Annotated in this window: 18 protein-coding genes; 11 read left to right on the top strand and 7 right to left on the bottom strand. The window is 71.0% G+C overall.

What is annotated here, in order from left to right; genetic code table 11:
- Window positions 1-1,113: 1,113 nt before the first annotated feature.
- Complete coding sequence (locus ACZ7L4_RS37205) at window positions 1,114-2,385, bottom strand: M6 family metalloprotease domain-containing protein (protein WP_472109469.1); 1,272 nt, start codon at window positions 2,383-2,385, stop codon at window positions 1,114-1,116.
- Window positions 2,386-2,644: 259 nt separating this feature from the next.
- On the opposite strand from ACZ7L4_RS37205, the gene ACZ7L4_RS37200 reads away from it, so the two are divergent.
- Together ACZ7L4_RS37200 and ACZ7L4_RS37195 are read left to right on the top strand one after the other, a co-directional pair.
- Complete coding sequence (locus tag ACZ7L4_RS37200) at window positions 2,645-3,310, top strand: TetR/AcrR family transcriptional regulator (RefSeq protein WP_472109468.1); 666 nt, start codon at window positions 2,645-2,647, stop codon at window positions 3,308-3,310.
- A gap of 104 nt (window positions 3,311-3,414) precedes the next feature.
- Complete coding sequence (locus ACZ7L4_RS37195; RefSeq protein WP_472109467.1) at window positions 3,415-4,923, top strand: MFS transporter; 1,509 nt, start codon at window positions 3,415-3,417, stop codon at window positions 4,921-4,923.
- A gap of 13 nt (window positions 4,924-4,936) precedes the next feature.
- On the opposite strand, the gene ACZ7L4_RS37190 is transcribed toward ACZ7L4_RS37195, so the two are convergent.
- Window positions 4,937-5,440 (bottom strand): MarR family winged helix-turn-helix transcriptional regulator, encoded by a 504-nt coding sequence (locus ACZ7L4_RS37190; protein WP_472109466.1) that lies wholly within the window; start codon window positions 5,438-5,440, stop codon window positions 4,937-4,939.
- A 107-nt stretch (window positions 5,441-5,547) separates the two neighbouring features.
- Here ACZ7L4_RS37190 and ACZ7L4_RS37185 point away from each other — a divergent pair, with 107 nt between their 5' ends.
- Entirely contained in the window at window positions 5,548-6,309 is a 762-nt protein-coding gene (locus ACZ7L4_RS37185) for a dioxygenase family protein (protein ID WP_472109534.1), read from the top strand.
- A gap of 9 nt (window positions 6,310-6,318) precedes the next feature.
- On the opposite strand, the gene ACZ7L4_RS37180 is transcribed toward ACZ7L4_RS37185, so the two are convergent.
- A complete protein-coding gene (locus ACZ7L4_RS37180) occupies window positions 6,319-6,837 on the bottom strand; it encodes a GNAT family N-acetyltransferase (RefSeq protein ID WP_472109465.1) in 519 nt (172 codons plus the stop codon).
- Between the two features lie 172 nt (window positions 6,838-7,009).
- Between ACZ7L4_RS37180 and ACZ7L4_RS37175 the strand changes: the two genes are divergently transcribed.
- A complete protein-coding gene (locus ACZ7L4_RS37175) occupies window positions 7,010-8,017 on the top strand; it encodes a sigma-70 family RNA polymerase sigma factor (protein WP_399237769.1) in 1,008 nt (335 codons plus the stop codon).
- 84 nt (window positions 8,018-8,101) lie between these two features.
- Here ACZ7L4_RS37175 and ACZ7L4_RS37170 read toward each other — a convergent pair whose 3' ends face one another.
- Window positions 8,102-9,091, bottom strand: coding sequence for a helix-turn-helix transcriptional regulator (locus ACZ7L4_RS37170; protein ID WP_472109464.1), 990 nt, complete (start codon window positions 9,089-9,091; stop codon window positions 8,102-8,104).
- A 105-nt stretch (window positions 9,092-9,196) separates the two neighbouring features.
- Here ACZ7L4_RS37170 and ACZ7L4_RS37165 point away from each other — a divergent pair, with 105 nt between their 5' ends.
- The gene (locus tag ACZ7L4_RS37165; protein WP_472109463.1) at window positions 9,197-10,753 is read left to right on the top strand and encodes an MFS transporter; all 1,557 of its coding nucleotides are present in this window, start codon (window positions 9,197-9,199) and stop codon (window positions 10,751-10,753) included.
- Between the two features lie 84 nt (window positions 10,754-10,837).
- Here ACZ7L4_RS37165 and ACZ7L4_RS37160 read toward each other — a convergent pair whose 3' ends face one another.
- A complete protein-coding gene (locus ACZ7L4_RS37160; RefSeq protein ID WP_472109462.1) occupies window positions 10,838-12,112 on the bottom strand; it encodes an extracellular solute-binding protein in 1,275 nt (424 codons plus the stop codon).
- A 77-nt stretch (window positions 12,113-12,189) separates the two neighbouring features.
- On the opposite strand from ACZ7L4_RS37160, the gene ACZ7L4_RS37155 reads away from it, so the two are divergent.
- From ACZ7L4_RS37155 to ACZ7L4_RS37130, 6 genes are all read left to right on the top strand, one after another.
- Complete coding sequence (locus tag ACZ7L4_RS37155; RefSeq protein ID WP_472109461.1) at window positions 12,190-12,837, top strand: TetR/AcrR family transcriptional regulator; 648 nt, start codon at window positions 12,190-12,192, stop codon at window positions 12,835-12,837.
- A gap of 66 nt (window positions 12,838-12,903) precedes the next feature.
- Complete coding sequence (locus ACZ7L4_RS37150) at window positions 12,904-13,668, top strand: glucose 1-dehydrogenase (protein WP_472109460.1); 765 nt, start codon at window positions 12,904-12,906, stop codon at window positions 13,666-13,668.
- A gap of 210 nt (window positions 13,669-13,878) precedes the next feature.
- A complete protein-coding gene (locus tag ACZ7L4_RS37145; RefSeq protein WP_472109459.1) occupies window positions 13,879-14,640 on the top strand; it encodes a DeoR/GlpR family DNA-binding transcription regulator in 762 nt (253 codons plus the stop codon).
- Window positions 14,641-14,690: 50 nt separating this feature from the next.
- Window positions 14,691-15,638: a 1-phosphofructokinase gene (gene pfkB / locus ACZ7L4_RS37140; RefSeq protein WP_472109533.1), complete on the top strand. Its 948-nt coding sequence runs from the start codon at window positions 14,691-14,693 to the stop codon at window positions 15,636-15,638.
- Window positions 15,639-15,696: 58 nt separating this feature from the next.
- Window positions 15,697-17,748, top strand: a complete 2,052-nt coding sequence (locus ACZ7L4_RS37135) for a PTS fructose transporter subunit IIABC (protein WP_472109458.1) — start codon at window positions 15,697-15,699, stop codon at window positions 17,746-17,748.
- A 118-nt stretch (window positions 17,749-17,866) separates the two neighbouring features.
- Entirely contained in the window at window positions 17,867-18,115 is a 249-nt protein-coding gene (locus ACZ7L4_RS37130) for a hypothetical protein (RefSeq protein WP_472109457.1), read from the top strand.
- Between the two features lie 12 nt (window positions 18,116-18,127).
- Here the strand turns inward: ACZ7L4_RS37130 and ACZ7L4_RS37125 are convergent, their stop codons facing one another.
- Together ACZ7L4_RS37125 and ACZ7L4_RS37120 are read right to left on the bottom strand one after the other, a co-directional pair.
- Window positions 18,128-18,907: a DUF6227 family protein gene (locus ACZ7L4_RS37125; protein ID WP_472109456.1), complete on the bottom strand. Its 780-nt coding sequence runs from the start codon at window positions 18,905-18,907 to the stop codon at window positions 18,128-18,130.
- A gap of 185 nt (window positions 18,908-19,092) precedes the next feature.
- The gene (locus tag ACZ7L4_RS37120; protein ID WP_472109455.1) at window positions 19,093-20,268 is read right to left on the bottom strand and encodes a L,D-transpeptidase; all 1,176 of its coding nucleotides are present in this window, start codon (window positions 20,266-20,268) and stop codon (window positions 19,093-19,095) included.
- Window positions 20,269-20,412 lie beyond the last annotated feature (144 nt).

Genomic DNA, 20,412 nt, shown 5'->3' with positions numbered 1-20,412 from the left:
GGTGGGGCGGGGTGCGGTGCTCCTCTCCGGGTGGGCCGGGGCAGGTCGGGTCGGGGACGCCTTTCGTTTTGGTTGCGCGGGCCCGGGCCTAGCTCGGGCTGCGCCGGGGCCGGGTCATCTCCCACCCGCCCGCCCCCTCCGGGGGCTTCGGTCCGTCCGGGGTTCGGTTGCTGTGCCGGGGTCGGGGCGGCGGTTTTGGATGCGCGGCGCCGGGGGCGGTGCTTATGCCGGGGTCGGCGCCTGTCGTGATGGGTGCGCGGCACCGGGGGCCGCCTTGCCCACCCTGCCGCCCAAGGCGGCAGATTGCCCAAGGCGGTTGCGGCCCAGCGCAATGGGTGGGGGGCGTGGTGGCGGATTGCTGAAGGTGGTTGCGGTCGAGCGTGATGGGTGGGGAGGCGTGGTGGCAGCAGTTTGCCGAAGGTGGTTGCGGCCCAGCGCCACGGGTGGGGAGCCGTTCCGACGGCGGATTGCCGAAGGCGGGTGCGGTCGACCGCGGCGGGTGGGGGAGTCGTAGCGCGGCAGATTGCCGAGGTCGGATGCGGTCGACTGCGACGAGTGGGGAGCCGGTGTGGCGGCTGGCCGTAACCGTTGCGGTACCCCGTGGGGCCTACGCCCCTGGAGGGAGCGGGCGGGTGGGGAATTGGGCGGGAGGCGTGGTTGCGGTCGCTCGCCCGAGGCGGGGTGGCGGTCGACCTTCGGGCAAGCGAAGGCGTGTTCGCGGTGACCTGACCGTGGAGGTTCGTCGGGGTGGGGGCCCGGCACACGGTGACTCACGCGTGGCTGGGTGGCGGTCGACCGTCAAGGGGAGGCGGGCCTGCGGCAGGTTGCCCGGAGAGGGCAGAACCCCGTGGGGCCTACGCCCCTGAGGGGGCGGGTGGGTGGGAGATGGGCGGCGGCAGCCGGTGGTGGGGCGAGTCGAGCCCCGGCGGGCAGGGGGCGGATCAAGGCCCTGGGACGGGTGGGCATTTGAAGCCCCGCCGGCGATTGAGGCGCGGGGTCCGGGGCGGAGCCCCGTGGCGTGGGGACGGTCCGGCGTGTGGGCGGAGCCCCGTGGCGTGGGGACGGTTCAGCGCGCATGGGCGGAGCCCGTGGCGCAGGGGCGGCCCACCGGGGCTACTTACGGGTGACGTACACCTGGTAGTCGCCGGTGGACGTGATCCCGCCGACCGTCACCCGTACACCCGACGACTTGTCCCGGAAGACCTCGCCCGACTGGTACGCCGCGTCGGACAGTTCCGCGTGGACGTTGGGCTGGTGCGTGCAGCCGCCGCTGTCCGGTGTCGCGTCCTCGACCTTGACCGGCCCCTGGCCCGTGTCCACGTCCGCGTCGACCTTGTAGACCAGGACCCCGGACCGGCACACCGCCTCGTCGTTGCCCTCCTGCGTACGCACCTCGATCGCGTACCCCGTCTTCTTGGTCAGCGGCACGAACACCAGCTTCGACCGGCCGTCGTTACGGGCCAGTGGAGACAGCCGGTACTCCGTCGTACCGGGCTGCGCGGCGCAGCCGACCTGGCTGTCGTCGAGCCACCCGAGCTTCCACTTGTGCCAGCCCAGCAGATCGTTCCCGGCCCCCCAGTCCTCGCTCATGATGTCCCAGTGCCCGGCGGCCCCACCGCCGTCCTGCGTGTACAGGTCCGGCAGCCCGAACACGTGCCCGTTCTCGTGCGGCAGCACCCGGTACCCGGTCTTCGCGTACGACCCCGACCCGTCGTCCTGCCGGGAGTACACGAACGACGCGTTGGAGAGCGGCACCCCGTCCGCGACCGGCGCCTCGTGGTTGCCGGCGAACGTCACCGACAGGACGGTGTCCAGGGCCGAGGGCCCCGCGTTCGGGGTGACCAGGATGTTCACCAGGTCGTACCGCCGGAAGTCCACCTCGGGGTCGGCCGCCGCCGCGATGTCGTCGGCGAGCTTGCGGTAGCCGGGGTCGAAGGGGGCGCCGCGGTCTATCCCGTACGCGGTGAACGGCTTGGGCATCCGCAGCCAGTGGTCGACCGGGGCCTCGGGAACGTAGTCGAGCTTCCCGTACGAGCCGGTGCGGAACCAGTCCTGGGTCTGCGGGAAGAACTCGCGGAACCGGTCCTTCGCGGAGCCCTGCCCGGGCGCGTCCGGGAAGTCGACCATGAGGTTGAGGGCGCGCACGGTGCCGGTGGACCGGGCGTAGCCGGGGGCGGTGGGCAGGCCCTCCGACATCTGGACGCCGAACGAGCCGCGGATCATGCAGGGGGAGAGGGAGGTCGTGCGCGAGACGGCGACGGGCCCCGCGGCGGTCGTCGAGTCGTCGAGGAGCCTGCCGGTGCTCGCGGTCATCGTCACGGTGAGCGCCACCGCCGTGCTCACGGCGAGCAGCGCCCCCCGCCGGCCCTTGCGTATCCGACGCATCCGCATCCGCACCGCCTCACGCTCGGGTCCCTTTCGATCACCCTGTGGTGAGGTCCGGCGGGCCGCTCGCTGGGTGCGCCGATCGTGGGTTTCCGAGGTCGGAGGCGTGTGAGGCAGGTCACATGAAGGCCGGGAAATAACCGGGGACGCTCTCCCCGTTTAGACCCGTGTCCGCACGAAACGGGGACCAGCTCCCCACTTCATCCGAAGACCGTGCGGCCAGTACACCCGAAACACCCGGACCGTGAAGGAGCCCTCCGTGACCACCGCGACCGAGAAGCCGCAGCCACAGCGCCGCGTCCCGCGCCCGCGGGCCGACGCCGTGCGCAACCGCGAGCGGATCGTCGCCGCCGCGCGCGAGCTGCTCGTGGAGCACGGTCCGGTCCTCCCGCTCGACGAGGTCGCCCGCCGCGCCGGCGTCGGCAACGCGACGCTGTACCGGAACTTCAAGGACCGCGGCGAGCTGATGCACCACGTGGTCCTCACGGTCACCGACACCATCACCGAGCACGCGGAGTGCGGACTCGCCGCCGAGGACGCCGGCGAGACGACCCCGTTCGGCGCGCTGCGCACCTTCGTGCACGCCGCGGCCGAGGAGCGGATCGGCGCCCTGTGCCCGATGCTCAACGCCACCTTCGACAAGGACCACCCGGATCTGGTCGCCTCCCGCGAGCGGCTCACCGACGCCGTCGAGCAGCTCACCGAACGGGCCCGTACGGCCGGTGAACTGCGGCCCGACGTCGGCGTCGGCGATCTGATGGTCGCCCTCTCCCAGCTCACCCGGCCGCTGCCCGGCACCGGCTGTATGGACTTCGACCGGTACGTCCACCGTCACCTGCAGCTTTTCCTCGACGGCCTGATGGCACCCGCCCGCTCGGAACTCCCGGGCGAGCCCGCGACCTTGGAGGACCTCCGCCAGGACTGACGGTCCGGGCGCCTCTCCACTTCTTTGCAGAACCACGCTCAGCTTCGTAACGACCCGATTTCTCACGCTTATTCACGACTTGGAGTCCCGCTGTGGGTACCCCCTTGCCGGAAACGGCACCCGATTCGAGGCGCTGGAAGGCGCTCGCCTTCATCGCGCTCGCCCAGCTGATGGTGGTCCTCGACGCCACCATCGTGAACATCGCCCTGCCCGCCGCACAGCAGGACCTCGGCATATCCGACGGCAACAAGCAGTGGGTCATCACGGCCTACGCGCTCGCCTTCGGCGGTCTGCTGCTCTTCGGCGGACGCATCGCGGACCTCTGGGGCCGCAAGCGCACCTTCGTCACCGGCCTGATCGGCTTCGCCCTCGCCTCCGCGCTCGGCGGCGCGGCGGCCAACGAGGCCATGATGTTCGGCGCCCGTGCGCTCCAGGGCCTGTTCGGCGCGCTGCTCGCGCCCGCCGCCCTGTCCCTGCTCGCCGTCATGTTCACCGACGCCAAGGAGCGCGCGAAGGCGTTCGGCATCTACGGTGCGATCGCCGGTGGCGGTGGCGCCGTCGGCCTGATCCTCGGCGGCTTCCTCACCGAGTACCTGAACTGGCGCTGGACGTTCTTCGTGAACATCCCGTTCGCGATCGTCGCCGCCGCCGGTGCGTACTTCGTCATCCGTGAGCCGGCCGGTTCGCGCAACCGCTCGCCGCTCGACATCCCCGGCGTGCTGCTCTCCACGCTCGGCCTGGTCTCGCTCGTCTACGGCTTCACGCGCGCCGAGACCAACGGCTGGTCCGACGCGACCACCATCGGCATGTTCATCGCCGCGGCCGTGCTGCTGTTCGCCTTCGTCGCCGTCGAGGCCCGGGTGAAGCACCCGCTGCTGCCGCTGCGGGTGATCGCCGACCGCAACCGCGGCGGTGTCTACGCCTCGCTCGGTCTCGCCGTGATCGGCATGTTCGGCCTGTTCCTCTTCCTGACCTACTACCTCCAGGTCGTGCAGGGCTTCTCCCCGGTGAAGACCGGGTTCGCGTTCCTGCCGATGATCGTCGGCATGATCACGGGCTCCACGCAGATCGGCGCCCGCCTGATGACGCGGGTCCGCCCGCGCCTGCTGATGGGCCCCGGCTTCCTGGTCGCGGCGCTCGGCATGCTGATGCTGACCCAGCTGTCCGTCGACTCCTCGTACGCAGGTCTGATCCTGCCCGCCGAACTGCTGCTCGGCCTCGGCATGGGTACGGCGTTCATGCCCGCCATGTCGCTCGCCACGCTCGGCGTGGAGCCCCGTGACGCGGGCGTCGCCTCCGCGATGGTCAACACCTCGCAGCAGGTCGGCGGCGCCATCGGCACGGCCCTGTTGAACACGATCGCGGCCTCGGCCACCACCGCGTACGTCGCGGACCACGCGGCCGGAGCCACCAGCCGGCAGCTGCTCCAGGCGCAGGCCATGGTCAGCGGCTACACCCACGCCATCTGGTGGGCCGTCGGCATCCTCGCCGTCGCTTCCCTGATCGCCTTCACGCTCGTCAACACGGGTGTTCCGGGCACGGGTTCGCCCGCGGCCTCCGGCGACACGGAGGGCGCGGAGGACGAGGTGCTGGTGCCGGTGGTCGCGCACTGACCCCGGTGGGGCGCTAGCGGAGCCAGGGGAGGTCCGCCCCGGCGTCCTTCGGCTGAAGTCCCTCGGCGACGATCATCATGATCTCGCCGAGGGACTTCTGCTGTTCGGGGGTGAGCCGCGCGAAGAGCGCCTGGCGGACGGTCTCGACGTGTCCGGGCGCGGTCTTCTTCAGGACTTCGAGGCCCTCGTCCGTGAGGATCGCGAACTGGCCTCGCTTGTCGGAGGGGCAGTCCTCGCGCCGCACCCACCCGCTCTTCTCCAGGCGCGCGACGGCGTGCGAGAGCCGGGAGCGGGTGATCTTCGTTTCCCGCGCCAGCTCGGTCATCCGCAGCCGGCGCCGGGGCGCCTCGCTCAGTCGCACCAGGAGACCGAAGTAGATGTGCGGCATCTTCGCGTCGCGCTGGAGTTGCCGGTCGAGGTGGTCCTCGAGGAGCGTGGTGGCATGGAGGTACGCGCGCCAGGTGCGCTGCTCGTCATCCGCCAGCCACGGGGTCTCTGCATTGTTCTGCGGCTCCATGCCTTCCATCGTAGACCCTCTTCTTGAATATTAAACAAACAACGCTTACATTAGTGGGCGAGTGAACTTGAAACTTCAAGGAGGTCGTCGTGTCCGTACTGGAGCGCATGCCCGCGCTGTACCTCTCCCACGGTGCCCCGCCGCTCGCCGACGACGCCCTGTGGCCCGGCCAGCTCGCCGAGTGGTCGGCCGACCTCCCGCGCCCCCGGGCGATCCTGATGGTCTCCGCGCACTGGGAGAACGCGCCGCTGGCCCTCGGCGCCACCGAGACCGTGCCGCTCGTGTACGACTTCTGGGGCTTTCCCGAGCACTACTACGAGGTGACGTACGCGGCGCCGGGCGCGCCCGGACTCGCCGACTCCGTGCGCAAGCTGCTGCGCGGCCCCGGCATCCCCGTCCAGGACGTGCCGGACCGCGGGCTCGACCACGGCGCGTACGTCCCGCTCGTCGAGATGTACCCGGACGCCGACATCCCCGTCCTCCAGATCTCCATGCCGACGCTCGACCCGGCCCGGCTCATGGACATCGGCCGACGCCTCGCGCCGCTGCGCGACGAGGGCGTGCTGATCGTCGGCTCCGGCTTCTTCACGCACAACCTGGCCGCGCTGCGGCAGGGCGGGATCCCGGCGTGGTCGTCCGAGTTCGACGACTGGGGGCACCGGGCGCTTGAGGCGGGCGACGTGGACGGGCTGCTCGACTTCACCCACAAGTCCCCGGCGGGCGCGCTCGCGCATCCGCGCACCGAGCACTTCGCCCCGCTGTTCGTGACGATGGGCGCGGCGGATGCCTTCGGCGATCTCGCGGGTCAGCGGAGCGTGATCGACGGGTTCTGGATGGGGCTGGCGAAGCGGTCGGTGCAGTTCGGCTGAGCGCCGGGCTCACAGCTCCTTCTCGTACCAGGCCACGTCCCAGTACCGGCCGAACTTCCGGCCCACCTCCCGGTACGTCCCCACGTGGCGGAAGCCGAAGCGGGCGTGGAGGCGGCCGGATGCCTCGTTCGGCTGGGCGATGCCCGCGTAGGCGCGGTGGACGTCCTGGTCGGCGAGGGCCTCGAAGAGCGCCTTGTAGAGGAGCGTGCCGACGCCGCGGCCGCCCGCGTCGGGCGCGAGGTAGACGGTGACCTCCACCGAGGTGTCGTACGCGGCCTTCGGGCGGAACGCGCTGGCCGTGGCGTAGCCGAGGATCCGGTTAGAGGCGGCCTCAGTGGCAACCAGGAGTGGGTGTCGTTCGTCTTCAAGGTGGGAGAGCAGCCAAGGACGTCGCTCCTCGGGAGTGAAGACGGCCGTGTCGAAGGTGATCGGCGTCTCGCGCACATAGTGGTTGTAGAGGTCCGTGAGGGCTTTGAGGTCGTCCTCGACTCCCGGCCTGACCTGCACCTCTGTGGAACCGGACACCATCGTGTCTCCCCTCTTCGCGCGGTGTGGCGCGACAGGGTACTGCATGATCAGAAAAAAGATGGGCGGCTTGGGAATTCTGTCCGGATTCCAGTCGTTGATTCCATCGGATGCAGGGCACCCGTAAGGCCCCGGAAGGGGCGTACAGCCGACCTACCACCGCAAGGGAGCACGCATGGCAACCCGTGCCGTAGCCCGTCGTAAGTCCGCCGCCACTGGTGAGACTGATGCGGCACGCAGTGTTCGCGCAGGAGGCGGGGAGATCGCCGACCGCGACCTGGTCGGCATGTACCTCGACGAGATCGCGCGCACACCGCTGCTCGACGCCGCCAAGGAAGTCGAGCTGTCCCAGACCATCGAGGCGGGCGTCTACGCCCAGCAGATCCTCGACGGCACGGTCTCCGACAGCAAGGCCGCGGTCGAGGCGTCCCGCGAGGAGCTGGAGGCTCTGGTCGCGGCGTCGGAGAACGCGAAGGACATCTTCATCAAGTCGAACCTCCGGCTCGTCGTGGCGGTCGCCCGCCGCTACCCGAGGTCCGGTCTGCCCCTGCTCGACCTGATCCAGGAGGGGAACGCGGGCCTGGTGCGCGCGGTCGAGAAGTTCGACTACCGCAAGGGCTTCAAGTTCTCCACGTACGCGACGTGGTGGATCCGCCAGGCCATCACGCGCTCGATAGCCGACCAGTCCCGCACCATCCGCCTCCCCGTCCACCTGGTCGAGGAGCTGGGCCGGATCCGCCGCGTGCAGCGCGAGTTCAACCGCGAGCACGGCCGCGAGCCGGAGCCCACGGAGATCGCCGCCGAGCTCGGCGCCAAGCCGGAGCGCGTCGTCGACGTCCTGGACTGGGCCCGCGACCCGGTCTCGCTGAACATGTCGGTGGACGACGAGGGCGAGACCCAGTTCGGCGACCTGCTGGAGGACACGTCGGCCGTGTCGCCGGAGCAGTCCGTGCTCACGCTGCTGCGCAGCGAGGAGCTGGACGACCTCATCGGCCGGCTCGACCAGCGCACCGCGTCGATCATCAAGATGCGGTACGGGATCGAGGACGGGCGCGAGCGGACGCTCACGGAGGTCGGCAAGGAGCACGGTCTGACGCGGGAGCGGATCCGGCAGATCGAGAAGCATGCGCTTCTTGAGCTGAAGAAGTTGGCGCGGGACACGGGGTTCGACGCGGCGGCCTGACCGGGTTCTTTGTTGCGCCGCAGCGGGGTTGCGGTCTCGGGGCTCTGCCCCGGGCCCCGCGGGCTCTCGTTCAAAGAGCGGGGCTCAAATTGTGGATGCGCTTGAGCGCATGAGTCGCCCACCCAATTCCTGTACTGCTGTGATGAGTTCGTCCGGTCCTCGGACCGTGAAGTCGTAACCCGTCATCGCCAGGCGGACCGCCGTCCACTGCACCGGGTCCGATGACGTGGCCCGTAGGCGGCAGCGGTCTTCCGTGAGTGGTTCCGGGACGCCGACCGCCGCCGGGATCAGTTCCGCGATCGACTCCGCCGGGGCCTCGAACTCCACGTCGAGGTCGTACGACGTGCCCGCACCCCACGAGGACACCGCGCGGCGTACGTACTCCGCCGCGTCGCCCTCCGGGACCTCACGCGGAGCGAACCGCGCGCCCGTGGCGAACGGGTCCGAGATGCGGTCGACGCGGAAGGTGCGCCAGTCCTCGCGGTCGATGTCGTAGGCGACCAGGTACCAGCGGCGGCCGGTCGACACCAGCCGGTGCGGCTCCACCAAGCGGCGCGATTCCGCGGTGTCGCGCGCCCGGTACGTGAAGCGCAGCCGCTCGCTGCCCGCCGCCGTCGAGGCGATCACCGTGAGGGTCTCCGGCGCGATCGTGGCGCCGTCGCCCGAGGTCAGGGGGATGGTGGCTGCCTGGAGCGTCGCCACCCGGTGGCGCAGCCGCGACGGCAGCACCTGTTCGAGTTTGGCGAGGGCCCGCACCGAGGCCTCCTCGATGCCCTCCACCGCGTGACCCGCGCCGGCCCGCAGGCCCACCGCGATGGCCACCGCCTCCTCGTCGTCGAGCACGAGCGGCGGCAGCGCCTTGCCCGCGACGAGCCGGTAACCGCCGAGCGCGCCCTGCGTCGCCTGGACGGGATACCCCAGGTCCCGCAGCCGGTCGACGTCCCGCCGCACCGTGCGGCGACTGACCCCGAGCCGCTCGCAGAGCTCGCTGCCGGGCCATTCGCGGGGCGTCTGCAGAAGAGACAGCAGCTGCAGCAGCCGTACGGGCGTCTGGGCGCCGGTCGCCCCGGTCATCGCCGCGCCGCCGTAGCGGTCGAGGTGCCTGTCGTCATCGTCATGCGACCAGCATGCCCGGGAACTAGGACCTCTTATGGCCTATATCCCTCCTAGCCTCACGGCATGAGTTCTTCGAGCAGCACCACTTCTCCAGTAGCCCCGCCGGAGGCGGACCGCAGGCGCTGGTTCGCCCTCGCCATCGTGATGACGGCGGCCTTCATGGACCTCGTCGACGTCACGATCGTCAATGTCGCCCTGCCGACCATTCAGCACGACGAGGGCGCCTCGACCGGGCAGATCCAGTGGATCACCGCCGGTTACGCGCTGGCCTTCGCCGCGCTGCTGATCACGGGCGGCCGGCTCGGCGACATCTTCGGCCGCAAGCGGCTCTTCCTGCTCGGGGTCGCCGGATTCACGGTCGCCTCCGCGCTGTGCGGCTTCGCCGCGAACCCCGAGATGCTGGTCGCCTCGCGGATCCTGCAGGGCGGCATGGCGGCGATGATGGTGCCGCAGGTGCTGTCGATCGTGCACGCGACGTTCCCCGCGCACGAACGCGGAAAGGTCTTCGGCCTGTTCGGCGCGATCGTCGGCATGGGAGCGGTGACCGGGCCGCTGCTCGGCGCGCTGCTGACCGAGTGGAACGTCGCCGGCCTCGAATGGCGTCCGATCTTCCTCATCAACCTGCCCGTCGGCATCGCCGCCCTCGTCCTCGGCTCGCGGGTCATCAGCGAGTCCAAGGCCCCGAAGGCGCTGAGGCTGGACCTCGTCGGCGTCGTCCTCGTCACGCTCGCCATGCTGGCGCTCGTCTACCCGCTCACCCAGGGCCGCGAGAACGGCTGGCCGCTGTGGGGGTACGTGATGATGGCGGCGTCCGTCGTGATCGTCGGCGTACTCGTCGCGTACGAGCGGGCGAAGACGCGGCGCGACGGGTCGCCGCTGATCGAGCTGTCGCTGTTCAAGGTGAAGAGCTTCGCGGCCGGTATCGCCGTGCAGACCGTCTTCGGTCTCGTCATGGGCATCTTCTTCCTGACCTGGACGCTGTACATGCAACTCGGCCTCGGCTGGAGCGCGTTGCGGGCCGGTCTGACGGGCGTCCCGTTCTCGGTCGCCGTGTCGATCGCCGCGGGCATCTCCGTGCAGAAGCTGGTGCCGCGGTTCGGGCGCAAGGTGCTGCAGGCGGGCGCGCTCACGATGGCGGTCGGCGTCCTCGTCTACATCGTCGAGGCCGGGCACTACGGACTCGGCATCGCCTCCTGGCAGATGGCGCTGCCGCTGGTCGTGATGGGGCTCGGCATGGGCCTGATCGTCGCGCCGCTGACCGACTCCGTGCTGTCCGAGGTGCCGCGCGAGCACGCGGGTTCGGCGTCCGGGCTCATCAACACGGTGATGCAGATGGGCAACGCGCTCGGGCTCAGCCTCGTCTCCGTCGTCTTCTTCAACGTGGTGGAGGACAAGTTCGCGCAGGGCGTCGGCAACGCGGCGTTCGTGGACGGGTTCCGCAGCGCGCTGGTGTGGGTGGCGGGGATTCTCGTCGGGATCTTCGTGCTGATGTTCGCTCTGCCGAAGGCCGCCGGCGGGGCGGGTGCCTCCGGCGGGGCGGGTGAGGTTGTTTCGGGGGACGTGGAGGACGGTGCGGCGTCGGCGGAGCGGGAGCCCGAGGGGGAGCGGGAGTTGGTGTGACGGTCGCGGGGCTCTGCCCCGGGCCCCGCGCCTCAATCGCCGGCGGGGCTTGATGGCTCGGGGCTTGATGGATCGCCCCCCGCCTCAATCGCCGGAGGGGCTGACCCCGTCCAAGGACTCCAGGACCTGGGCGGGGTTGCCGCCGGGGGCCACCGCCGCGCCGATCCGTTCGCGTACCGCGGAGCGCACCTTGGGCCACGAGCGCAGGCCCACCGGGTGGAACTCCGCGTCGGGCATCTGGTCGACGAACTTCCACAGCTTCCGCTGCGAGCGGTCGGCCCGCAGCTTGTCGGAGGCCGTCATGGTCACGGGAAGCGTGGCCTGCGCGCCCCCGTACGTCTTCGCCGAGCCGGTGCTGAACAGGAACGTCAGGAACTTCCCGGCCTCCGTGACGTGGCCGCCGCTCTTGAACGCCATCATCCAGTCGTTGAGTCCCACCGGAGGCGCCGCCTCGTTGCCGTCCTTGAGCGGGAACGCGGCGTGCGCGTACGGCAGTCGCGCCTTGTCGGCGGCGCCGAGCAGCACCGGGTGGGCGATGATCATGCCGGCCTTGCCCCCGAGGAACTGGGCGTAGGCCTGTGTCCTGGTGAGCCTGCCGGGGTCGGCGCCCGCGAGGCCGGGCCTGACCAGTTCGTCGCGCAGCCAGGTCAGCGTCGCCCTGTTCTGGGCGGAGCCGAAGTCGTAGCCGCCGAAGTCGGCGTAACCCCCGCCGCCCGAGAGCAGCCACGCGAGGAGTTCGTCCTCCGCTGCCTCGGGGCCGAACTGGAGGGCGTACGGGGTGGGCACGCCGATGGTCTTCAAGGCCCGGGCGGCGGCGCGGAGTTCGGCCCAGGAGCGGGGCGGGCCCGCGATCCCGGCCCGCTCGAAGAGGCCCGTGTTGTAGAAGAGGCGCGGGGTGCTGGCGAGGATCGGGATGCCGTACTGAATGGAGTCGACCCGGCCCGCGTCGGCGAAGGAACGGATGAAGTTCGCCTGCGTGGGCACGTCGAAGAGCCGCTCGGCCGGGTACAGCAGGCCGTCCTCGGCGTACGGGGCGAAGAGGTGGCCCTGGGCGATGTCGGGCGCGCGGCCGTCCTTGACCCGGCGGGCGAGCACCGCGTCGATCTTGAGGAACGGGACGCGCTCCACCTCGACGTGGATGTCCGGGTGCTTCTTCTCGAAGGCCCGTGCGACGTCGTCCCACTGGTCGCCGATGGAGGCGCCGACGCTCTTGTCGTAGCTCGACACGAGGAGGTCGAGCGTGACCTTGTCGCCGCCGGCGCCGTCGCTCCCGTCGCCCGAACCGCAGCCGGTCAGGGCCAGGGCGCCCGCCCCTGCTCCGGCCAGGCCCGTCGTCCTCAGAAACTGCCGCCGCCGCACCGCTCTCGCCTCGCTCCGCTTGGCATGGTCATTACCTGACAGTGGCAGATTGTGCCATAGAGGCATACCATGTCCGTATGGCAGGTACTGCGGTGACGATCCCGACACTGACGGAGCGACGCAAGGCCGCCACGCGCCTGGACATCGCCCGCGCCGCGGCCGAGCTGTTCACGCGGGACGGCCTGCGGGCCACGCGCGCCGAGGACATCGCGCGGGCGGCGGGCGTCGCGCCGCGCACCTTCTACCGCTACTTCGCGACCAAGGAGGAGTCGGTCGCGCCGCTCCTCGACGCCGGAGCCCACCAGTGGGCGGAGGCGGTCCGCGAGGCGCCCGCGGAGCTGTCGGTCCCCGCCGCGCTTCGGCACGCCGTCGAGCGCGCCCTCACCGGCGCCGACCCGGCGAACGCGGCGTCCCTCGGCTGGGTCCGCGCCCTGCTCCGCCTCACCGGCGAGAGCCCCGCGCTGCGCGCCGTCTGGAGCGACACGTGCCGCGTCTCGGAGTCCACCCTCCTCACGGTCCTCGCACACCGCACGGGCGAGACAACCGCCCCTGACCTGCACCTACGCCTCCTCGCCGGCCTGGCGACGACGGCGGTGCGGGTCGCGGTGGAGACATGGGCCGATTCCGACGCGCCGCCGACGGGCCCGACGGGCCCGGCAGCGCTGGCCTTGGAATGCCTGACCCGGGCCAACGGGATCTGCTTTTCAAGCCCCTGCGGCGATTGAGCAGCGGGGCCCGGGGCGGAGCCCCGAGTCGTCAACCACGGGGGACGTAATCCAAAGGGAGCCGAAATGAACAACCTCACCGGCAAGACGGTCCTGGTCACCGGCGGAGCCCGCGGCATAGGCGCCGAGATCGCCCGCCTCGCCGCAACCGCCGGCGCCAACATCGTCATCGGCGACGTACTCGACGAGGAGGGCAAGGCCCTCGCCACCGAACTCGGCGAGAACGCCCGCTACACCCACCTCGACGTGACGTCGGAGACCGAGTGGCAGGCCGCGCTCGCCCATGCCACGACCGAGTTCGGCGGCATCGACGGCCTGGTCAACAACGCCGGCATCTCCACCGGCATGCCGTTCGAGACGGAGAGCGTGGAGCGCTTCCGCCAGGTCCTCGACGTCAACCTCGTCGGCGTCTTCGCGGGCATGAAGACCGTCGTCCCCGCGATGAAGGAGGCCGGCGGCGGCTCCATCGTCAACATCTCCTCCGCGGCCGGTCTGATGGGCCTCGCGCTCACCTCCTCGTACGGCGCCTCGAAGTGGGGCGTCCGCGGACTCACCAAGATCGCCGCGGTCGAGCAGGGCACCGCGCGGATCCGGGTGAACTCCGTGCACCCCGGCATGACGTACACCCCGATGACCGCGCAGGTCGGCATCCAGCAGGGTGAGGGCAACTACCCGAACACCCCGATGGGCCGCGTCGGCGAGGCCGACGAGATCGCGAAGGCCGTCGTGTTCCTGCTGTCGGACGACTCCTCGTACATGACCGGCGCCGAGCTGGCCGTGGACGGCGGCTGGACCACGGGTCCGACGGTGAAGTACGTGATGGGGCAGTAAGCCCCCGGCGCTCGCCCCGCACAGGGCCCGGTCCTCCGCCCACGGAGGGTCGGGCCCTTTGTCGTACGTGCCTGCCGCGCCAACGCAGTCGATGCCCGTTTGTGTCTGTCGAATGCCCGAACCTGTTTACTTTCCGGAAATCCGGTCGTAGCCTCAGGGGTGAGCAACACATTCGGGCAGGCTCACGGACGAGAGCACAGGTAAACGGACATGTACGCACCCGAGCGCCAGCAGGAGATCCTCCGCCTCGCCCGCGACGGCGGCCGGGTCGACGTACTGTCCCTCGCCGAGGAGTTCCAGGTCACCGCCGAGACCATCCGGCGCGACCTGAAGGCCCTCGACCGCGCGGGCCTCGTCCGGCGCGTGCACGGCGGCGCCATCCCCGCAGGACGCCTCGACTTCGAGCCCGACCTCGCCGAGCGCGAGGGCACCGCGGCCGACGAGAAGGACCGCATCGCCGCGGCCGCCCTCGCCGAACTCCCGTCCGAGGGCAGCATGATCCTCGACGCCGGATCGACGGTCTCCCGGCTCGCGACCGCGCTCCCGCTGGAATCCGAACTGACCGTCGTCACCCACTCGTTGCCCACCGCTGCCCGGCTCGCCGACCACCCCGGCATCCAGCTGCACCTCGTCGGCGGCCGCATCCGCCACCGCACCCGCGCCGCCGTCGACGCCTGGTCGCTGCGCGCGTACGGGGAGATCCGCGCGGACGTCCTCTTCCTCGCGGCCAACGGCTTCTCCGCCGAGGCCGGACTCACCACCCCCGACCTCGCCGAGGCCTCCGTGAAGCGGGCCACCGTCGCCGCCGCCCGCCGCGTGGTGCTGCTCGCCGACTCCGGGAAGTGGGGCCAGGAGCACTTCGCCCGGTTCGGCGACCTCGCCGACGTGGACCTGCTGATCACGGACACCGGGCTCGCCCCCGAGGACGCGGCGGCGATCGAGGCGGGGGGCACGGAGGTGGTCCGCGTATGACCGGCACCTCCCACCGGCACCACTCCGAGCACGAAGGCAACGGCACCCGCATGATCCTCACCGTCACCCCCAACCCCTCCCTCGACCGCACCTACGAGATCCCCGGCCTCGACCGCGGCGAGGTCGTCCGCGCGCGCGGCGAGCGCATGGACCCGGGCGGCAAGGGCGTCAACGTGTCGCGGGCCGTGGCCGCCGCCGGAGCCCCCACGCTGGCCGTCCTTCCGCTGGGCGGCGCCCCCGGCGCCCTGGTCGCAGAACTCCTCGACGGACAGGGCATCAAGGTCGCCCCCGTCCCGGTCGAGGGCCACACCCGCTCGAACATCGCGCTCGCGGAAGCCGACGGCACCCTCACGAAGATCAACGCGCCGGGCCCCGAACTCACGGCCGCAGAAGCCGAACTGCTGCTGAGCACCGTGGGGGAGAGGTCCGCGGGCGCCGACTGGATCGCCTGCTGCGGCAGCCTGCCGCGCGGCCTGGAGCCCTCCTGGTACGCCGAGTTGGTCGCCCGCGCGAACGCCGCGGGCGCCCGCATCGCGCTCGACACCTCGGGCCCCGCCCTCCTCGCGGCCCTCCGGGAACGCCCCGACGTCGTCAAGCCCAACGCCGAGGAACTCGCCGAGGCCGTCGGCCGCCCGCTCGCCACGGTCGGCGACGCGGTCAAGGCGGCGGAGGAACTACGGGAGTTGGGCGCGGTCGCCGTGCTCGCCTCGCTCGGCGCGGACGGCCAGCTCCTGGTCGACGCGAGCGGCACCTGGTTCGCCTCGGCCCCCGTCGACGCGGTGCGCAGCAACGTCGGGGCGGGCGACTCCTCCCTCGCCGGCTTCCTGATCGCGGGCGGCGCCGGCCCGAAGGCACTGGCCTCGGCGGTCGCCCACGGCGCGGCGGCGGTCCAGCTGCCGGGCAGCGCGATGCCGACGCCGCGGGACCTCCGCCCGGACGCGGTGCGGCTGACGGCCGAGGTCCCGGTGGACCGCGCCCTGAAGGAGCCCGTGCGATGACGACGGCAGCCCGGACCCGAACAGTCACCCCACCCCTGCGTAGGCAAAGGAGCCCGCGATGACGGAGATGATCACCGCGGACCTGGTCGACCTCGACCTGTCCGCCGGAACGAAGGAAGCGGCGGCCAGGTCGCTGGCCGAACGGATGGTGGCCCTCGGCAGGGTCACCGACCTCGACGGCTTCCTCGCCGACGTCGCGGCCCGCGAGGCCCAGATGCCGACCGGCCTCGACGGCGGCATCGGCATTCCGCACTGCCGGAGCGTTCACGTCACCGAGCCGACGCTCGCCTTCGGCCGCAGCGCCGAGGGCATCGACTTCGGCGCCCCGGACGGCCCCGCCGACTTGATCTTCCTGATCGCGGCCCCGGCGGGCGCGGACGACGCCCACCTCACGATCCTCTCCTCGCTGGCCCGCCAGCTGATGGACGAGGACTTCAAGACGGCCCTGCGCGCGGCGACCGACGCCGGGGCGACGGCGGCCCTGATACGCGGCGACGAACCGTCCCCGGAACCCGTAGCACCGGCACGTACGGAATCGGAGCCCTCCGCCGAGGAAGCGGACGCGGAGGAGACGCCCGCGGAGACTCCGGCGGTGTTCAAGATCGTCGCCGTCACCTCCTGCCCCACCGGCATCGCCCACACCTACATGGCGGCCGAGTCCCTGGAGAACACCGGCCGCGACACCGACGGCGTCGAACTCGTCGTCGAAACGCAGGGCTCCTCCGGCTTCACCCGCCTCGACCCGGCCGTCATCGCGGCCGCCGACGGCGTGATCTTCGCCCACGACGTCCCCGTACGCGAGAAGGACCGCTTCGCCGGAAAGCCCACGGTCGACGTCGGCGTCAAGGCGGGCATCAACCGCCCCGCCGAACTCATCGCGGAAGTCCGCGAAAAGGCCTCCCGCGGCGAGACCACGCCCCACGCCGACGCGTCGTCCACACCTGTGGACAACTCCGGCGAGCCGACGGACGGTTACGGCACAAAGCTGCGCAAGTGGCTGATGTCGGGCGTCAGTTACATGGTGCCGTTCGTGGCGGCGGGTGGGTTGCTGATCGCGCTCGGCTTCGCGATCGGCGGCTACGAGGTCGCCGACGTCAAGGTCCAGACGCTGCTCAACAGCTTCGACTGGGGCTCGACGACGAGCTGGGCCGCGCTCCTCTTCTACACCGGTCAGGCCGCCTTCGCCTTCCTGGTCCCGGTCCTCGCGGGTTACATCGCGTACGGCATGGCGGACCGGCCGGGGCTCGTGCCCGGCTTCGTCGCCGGTTCGATCGCGGTGACCACCAACGCGGGCTTCCTGGGCGGCCTGGTCGGCGGTCTCATCGCGGGTGGCGTGGTGATGGCGATCCAGCGGGTGAACGTCCCGGCGGTGCTGCGCGGCATCATGCCGGTGGTCGTGATCCCGCTGCTCTCCTCGATCGCCGTCGGCTTCCTGATGTTCGTGGTGATCGGCAAGCCGATCGCCTCGCTGCAGAGCGCCCTGACGGACTGGCTGAACTCCCTGTCCGGCGCCAACGCGATCGTCCTCGGCGTCATCCTCGGCCTGATGATGTGCTTCGACCTCGGCGGCCCCCTCAACAAGGTGGCCTACGCCTTCGCGGTCGGCGGACTCGCCAACCCCACGGACGGCTCGCTCAAGGTGATGGCCGCGGTGATGGCCGCGGGCATGGTGCCGCCGCTGGCGATGGCCCTCGCCACCACCGTGCGCGGCAAGCTCTTCACCAAGACCGAGCGGGAGAACGGCAAGGCGGCCTGGGTCCTCGGCGCCTCCTTCATCACCGAGGGCGCCATCCCGTTCGCCGCGGCCGACCCGCTGCGCGTGATCCCCGCCTCCATGGCGGGCGGCGCGGTCACCGGCGCCCTGTCGATGGCCTTCGGCGCCACGCTCCGCGCCCCGCACGGCGGCATCTTCGTGGTCCCCCTGATCGGCAACGCCTGGCTCTACCTGGTGGCGATCGCGGCCGGTACGTGCGTCACCGCGGCGCTGACCGTCCTGCTCAAGTCGGTGCGCAAGCAGCCGGCCGCCGGCGGGCAGCCGGAGGCCGTGCAGACCCCGTCGCGGACGGTGACCGCCCCGGAGCCGGAGGCGGTGCAGCCCGCGAAGGTGTGAGACCTGCCGCGATCGGCGTGATGAGTGCGGTTGGCATGGTTGGCGAGGCGATAGGAGCCTTGCGAGATACGTCACGGTCCGGGACCAAAGTCCCGGACTGTGGTGTTCACTGGACCGCATGCCTGAGCACGTGTCGATCCTTCAGCAGCTGGGTCTGGCCCTGGTCGCTCTCGCGGCCGTGGCCTGGGTGATCGGTCTGGCCCGCCTGGTGCGCACCGTCGCCTTCGAGCCGCCGCGGCCGCGGACACAGCTGCCGATGGGCGCGCTGCCGACGCAGTCGCGGGCGCCCGCGCTGGAGTCGGTGCCGCTGACGGCCGACGAGCAGGACGCTTTCGCGGGGCTTGTACGGGAGTTCAGCCGCCGGTAGTCCGGGGGAGTGCTATCTGCGGGCCCGGGGGTGGGATGCCGCCCGGTGTTCCATGGCGGCCCGCGCCGACTCCTGCGTCGCGTACACCTCGCACATGTGCCGGCCGTCCGGCGTCGCCGTGTGCTCGACCTCCCAGAGGCTGAGCTCGCAGCCGTCGTTCAGCAGGAACGCGTGCTCGTACAGCGCGAAGCCGTGGCTGACGCGGCAGCCGAAGGCCTGGGTGATCTGGTGTGCGCACGCCTCTTGCAGCAGCCGCGCGGTGCCGGGGCCGGGGCGCGTCGTGACGTCCGGGTTCTCCGCGCGGCGCAGCAGGCGGCGGGCGTGGTCGACGGAGCTGTCCGGGTCGGCGGCGCCGAAGGTGCGGCGCATCGGCGGGGGTGCGGGGAGCTTGACGGGCGCCATGGGGACGTGGAGGTCGAACTCGGGCTCGACTCCCTGGGGCAGCGGGAGCCGCCCGGTCGCCAGGTGCAGCTCGTCCTCGGTCACGTAGACCTCGTGCTGCGGGGTGCCGTCGCGGCCCGTGTTGTGCACGAGCTCCCAGAGGGTGAGCGAGCCGCCGTCGATCAGCAGCCAGTTGTGCCGGTAGGTCTCGCGGTGGCGGCCGGCGCTGTGGTGGGCCGAGTGCAGGGAGCCCGCGTAGGCGAGTGCGCCGTCGAGCCGCTCGAGCGCCTCGTCGGGCAGGTCGAAGGAGTTGAGCGCGCGTCCGAGGAGTCGCCCGAGCTGTGCTTCGGGTGACGCGTCCGGCTCGGTCCCGAACCCGATACCGGGCCCGGAGTCATGCGGAGCGCTCAAGGCACCTCCCAGTATTGCTTCGTGTCACCTCGTGGGTGCATACCGTAGTCCGTCGGCCGGACCTGATGCCCGTGAAATGACAAACGGGGGACGGGATTTGAGCAACGTGCCTGGACAACGCGCGGGCCGCGCGGGAGGTTCCCGCGCGGCCCGTGTCGGTGAGAGTGCGTCTGCGTGCTTCCGGATCAGGAGGCGCTGCCCGCCGTCCACTGGCTCCAGGCCATGTTCCAGCCGTTCAGGCCGTTGTCGGGGGCGATCGTCTCGTCGTGCGAGTTCTTCATGACGACGACGTCGCCGACGAGCGAGTTGTCGAAGAACCACTTGGCGGTCGTGTCGCCGCCCGCGCCCTTCACGTCGCGCATGCCGACGCAGCCGTGGCTGGTGCCCTGCGAGCCGAAGATGCCGGGCGAGCTCCAGTAGTTGCCGTGGATGAACGTGCCGGACTGGGACAGGCGCATGGCGTGCGGCACGTCCGCGATGTCGTACTCGCCGCCGAAGCCGACGGTGTCGCCGTTCATGCGCGTCTGGACGAACTTCTCGGAGATCACCATCTGCCCGTTGTACGTCGGGTGTTGGTTGCTGCCGGTCGAGACGGGGACCGTCTTGATGGTCCTGCCGTCGCGGACGACCGTCATCTCCTGCGTGTTCGCGTCGACCGTGGAGACCTGGGCGCGGCCGACGGTGAAGCGCACGGTCTTGTCCTGCACGCCGTGCACCCCGTTCGCCCCCTCGACGCCGTCGAGGTCGATCTTCATGGTGACCTTGGAGCCGGCCTTCCAGTACTCCTGGGGCCTGAAGTCGAGTCGCTGCGCGCCGAACCAGTGGCCGACGACCTTCTGGCCGCTGCTGGACGTCACCGTGATGTGCGACTGCACGTCCTTCTTGTTGGTGATCGCCTTGTCGAACGTGAAGGAGACGGGCATGCCGACGCCGACCGTCGAGCCGTCGTCCGGCGTGTAGGTGCCGATGAAGCTGTTGGCGCTGGAGACCGTCGTGAAGATGGAGTTGGCGGCGGCCTTGTGCCCGCCGTCGTCCTTGGCGGCTGCGGAGATCCGGTACTTGGTGCCGCGCTCCAGCTGCTCCTTCGGCTTCCACGCCGCGCCGTTCGCGGTGATCGTGCCGGGGACGGTCTTGCCGCTCGCCGACTCGGTCATCTTCACGGTGGTCAGCTTGCCGTCGCTGACCTTCACGCCCGTCGCGTTGATCGATGCGCCGGTCGAGCCGTCCTTGGCGGAGATGGCGATCTTCGGGGCGTCGTCGCCCTTGTCGTCGCTGGCGGTGGCGTCGCCCCCGCAGGCCGTGAGGGTCAGTGCGCCGACGGCGATGGCCGCGCACACGACGGCTATGTTCTGCCTGCTCACGGTCTGCTCCCCTTTTCGTGGTTTCTGCTGTTCCGCAGCTTCTCTACCGATGTGGGGGAAGAGCGCGAGACGGACGGAAGGGTTCCTTCCGCTTGCTGTGAACGCAGCCACAGGGACAGTTCTGTTACGCGGCGGTGGATCTCT

The sequence above is a fragment of the Streptomyces sp. NPDC107575 genome (assembly GCF_055657265.1).
The sequence above is the reverse complement of the archived record's forward strand: the minus strand, read 5'-3'. Positions and strand labels throughout refer to the sequence as shown.

What these genes read in the sequence shown, in the direction of transcription:
- ACZ7L4_RS37165 (WP_472109463.1), top strand. Translation starts at nt 9,197, where the DNA reads ATGAGTTCTTCGAGCAGCACCACTTCTCCAGTAGCCCCGCCGGAGGCG.
- ACZ7L4_RS37130 (WP_472109457.1), top strand. Translation starts at nt 17,867, where the DNA reads ATGCCTGAGCACGTGTCGATCCTTCAGCAGCTGGGTCTGGCCCTGGTC.
- ACZ7L4_RS37190 (WP_472109466.1), bottom strand. Translation starts at nt 5,440, where the DNA reads ATGGAGCCGCAGAACAATGCAGAGACCCCGTGGCTGGCGGATGACGAG.
- ACZ7L4_RS37135 (WP_472109458.1), top strand. Translation starts at nt 15,697, where the DNA reads ATGACGGAGATGATCACCGCGGACCTGGTCGACCTCGACCTGTCCGCC.
- ACZ7L4_RS37170 (WP_472109464.1), bottom strand. Translation starts at nt 9,091, where the DNA reads ATGACCGGGGCGACCGGCGCCCAGACGCCCGTACGGCTGCTGCAGCTG.
- ACZ7L4_RS37180 (WP_472109465.1), bottom strand. Translation starts at nt 6,837, where the DNA reads ATGGTGTCCGGTTCCACAGAGGTGCAGGTCAGGCCGGGAGTCGAGGAC.
- ACZ7L4_RS37205 (WP_472109469.1), bottom strand. Translation starts at nt 2,385, where the DNA reads ATGCGTCGGATACGCAAGGGCCGGCGGGGGGCGCTGCTCGCCGTGAGC.
- pfkB (WP_472109533.1), top strand. Translation starts at nt 14,691, where the DNA reads ATGATCCTCACCGTCACCCCCAACCCCTCCCTCGACCGCACCTACGAG.
- ACZ7L4_RS37145 (WP_472109459.1), top strand. Translation starts at nt 13,879, where the DNA reads ATGTACGCACCCGAGCGCCAGCAGGAGATCCTCCGCCTCGCCCGCGAC.
- ACZ7L4_RS37150 (WP_472109460.1), top strand. Translation starts at nt 12,904, where the DNA reads ATGAACAACCTCACCGGCAAGACGGTCCTGGTCACCGGCGGAGCCCGC.
- ACZ7L4_RS37185 (WP_472109534.1), top strand. Translation starts at nt 5,548, where the DNA reads ATGCCCGCGCTGTACCTCTCCCACGGTGCCCCGCCGCTCGCCGACGAC.
- ACZ7L4_RS37155 (WP_472109461.1), top strand. Translation starts at nt 12,190, where the DNA reads ATGGCAGGTACTGCGGTGACGATCCCGACACTGACGGAGCGACGCAAG.
- ACZ7L4_RS37175 (WP_399237769.1), top strand. Translation starts at nt 7,010, where the DNA reads ATGGCAACCCGTGCCGTAGCCCGTCGTAAGTCCGCCGCCACTGGTGAG.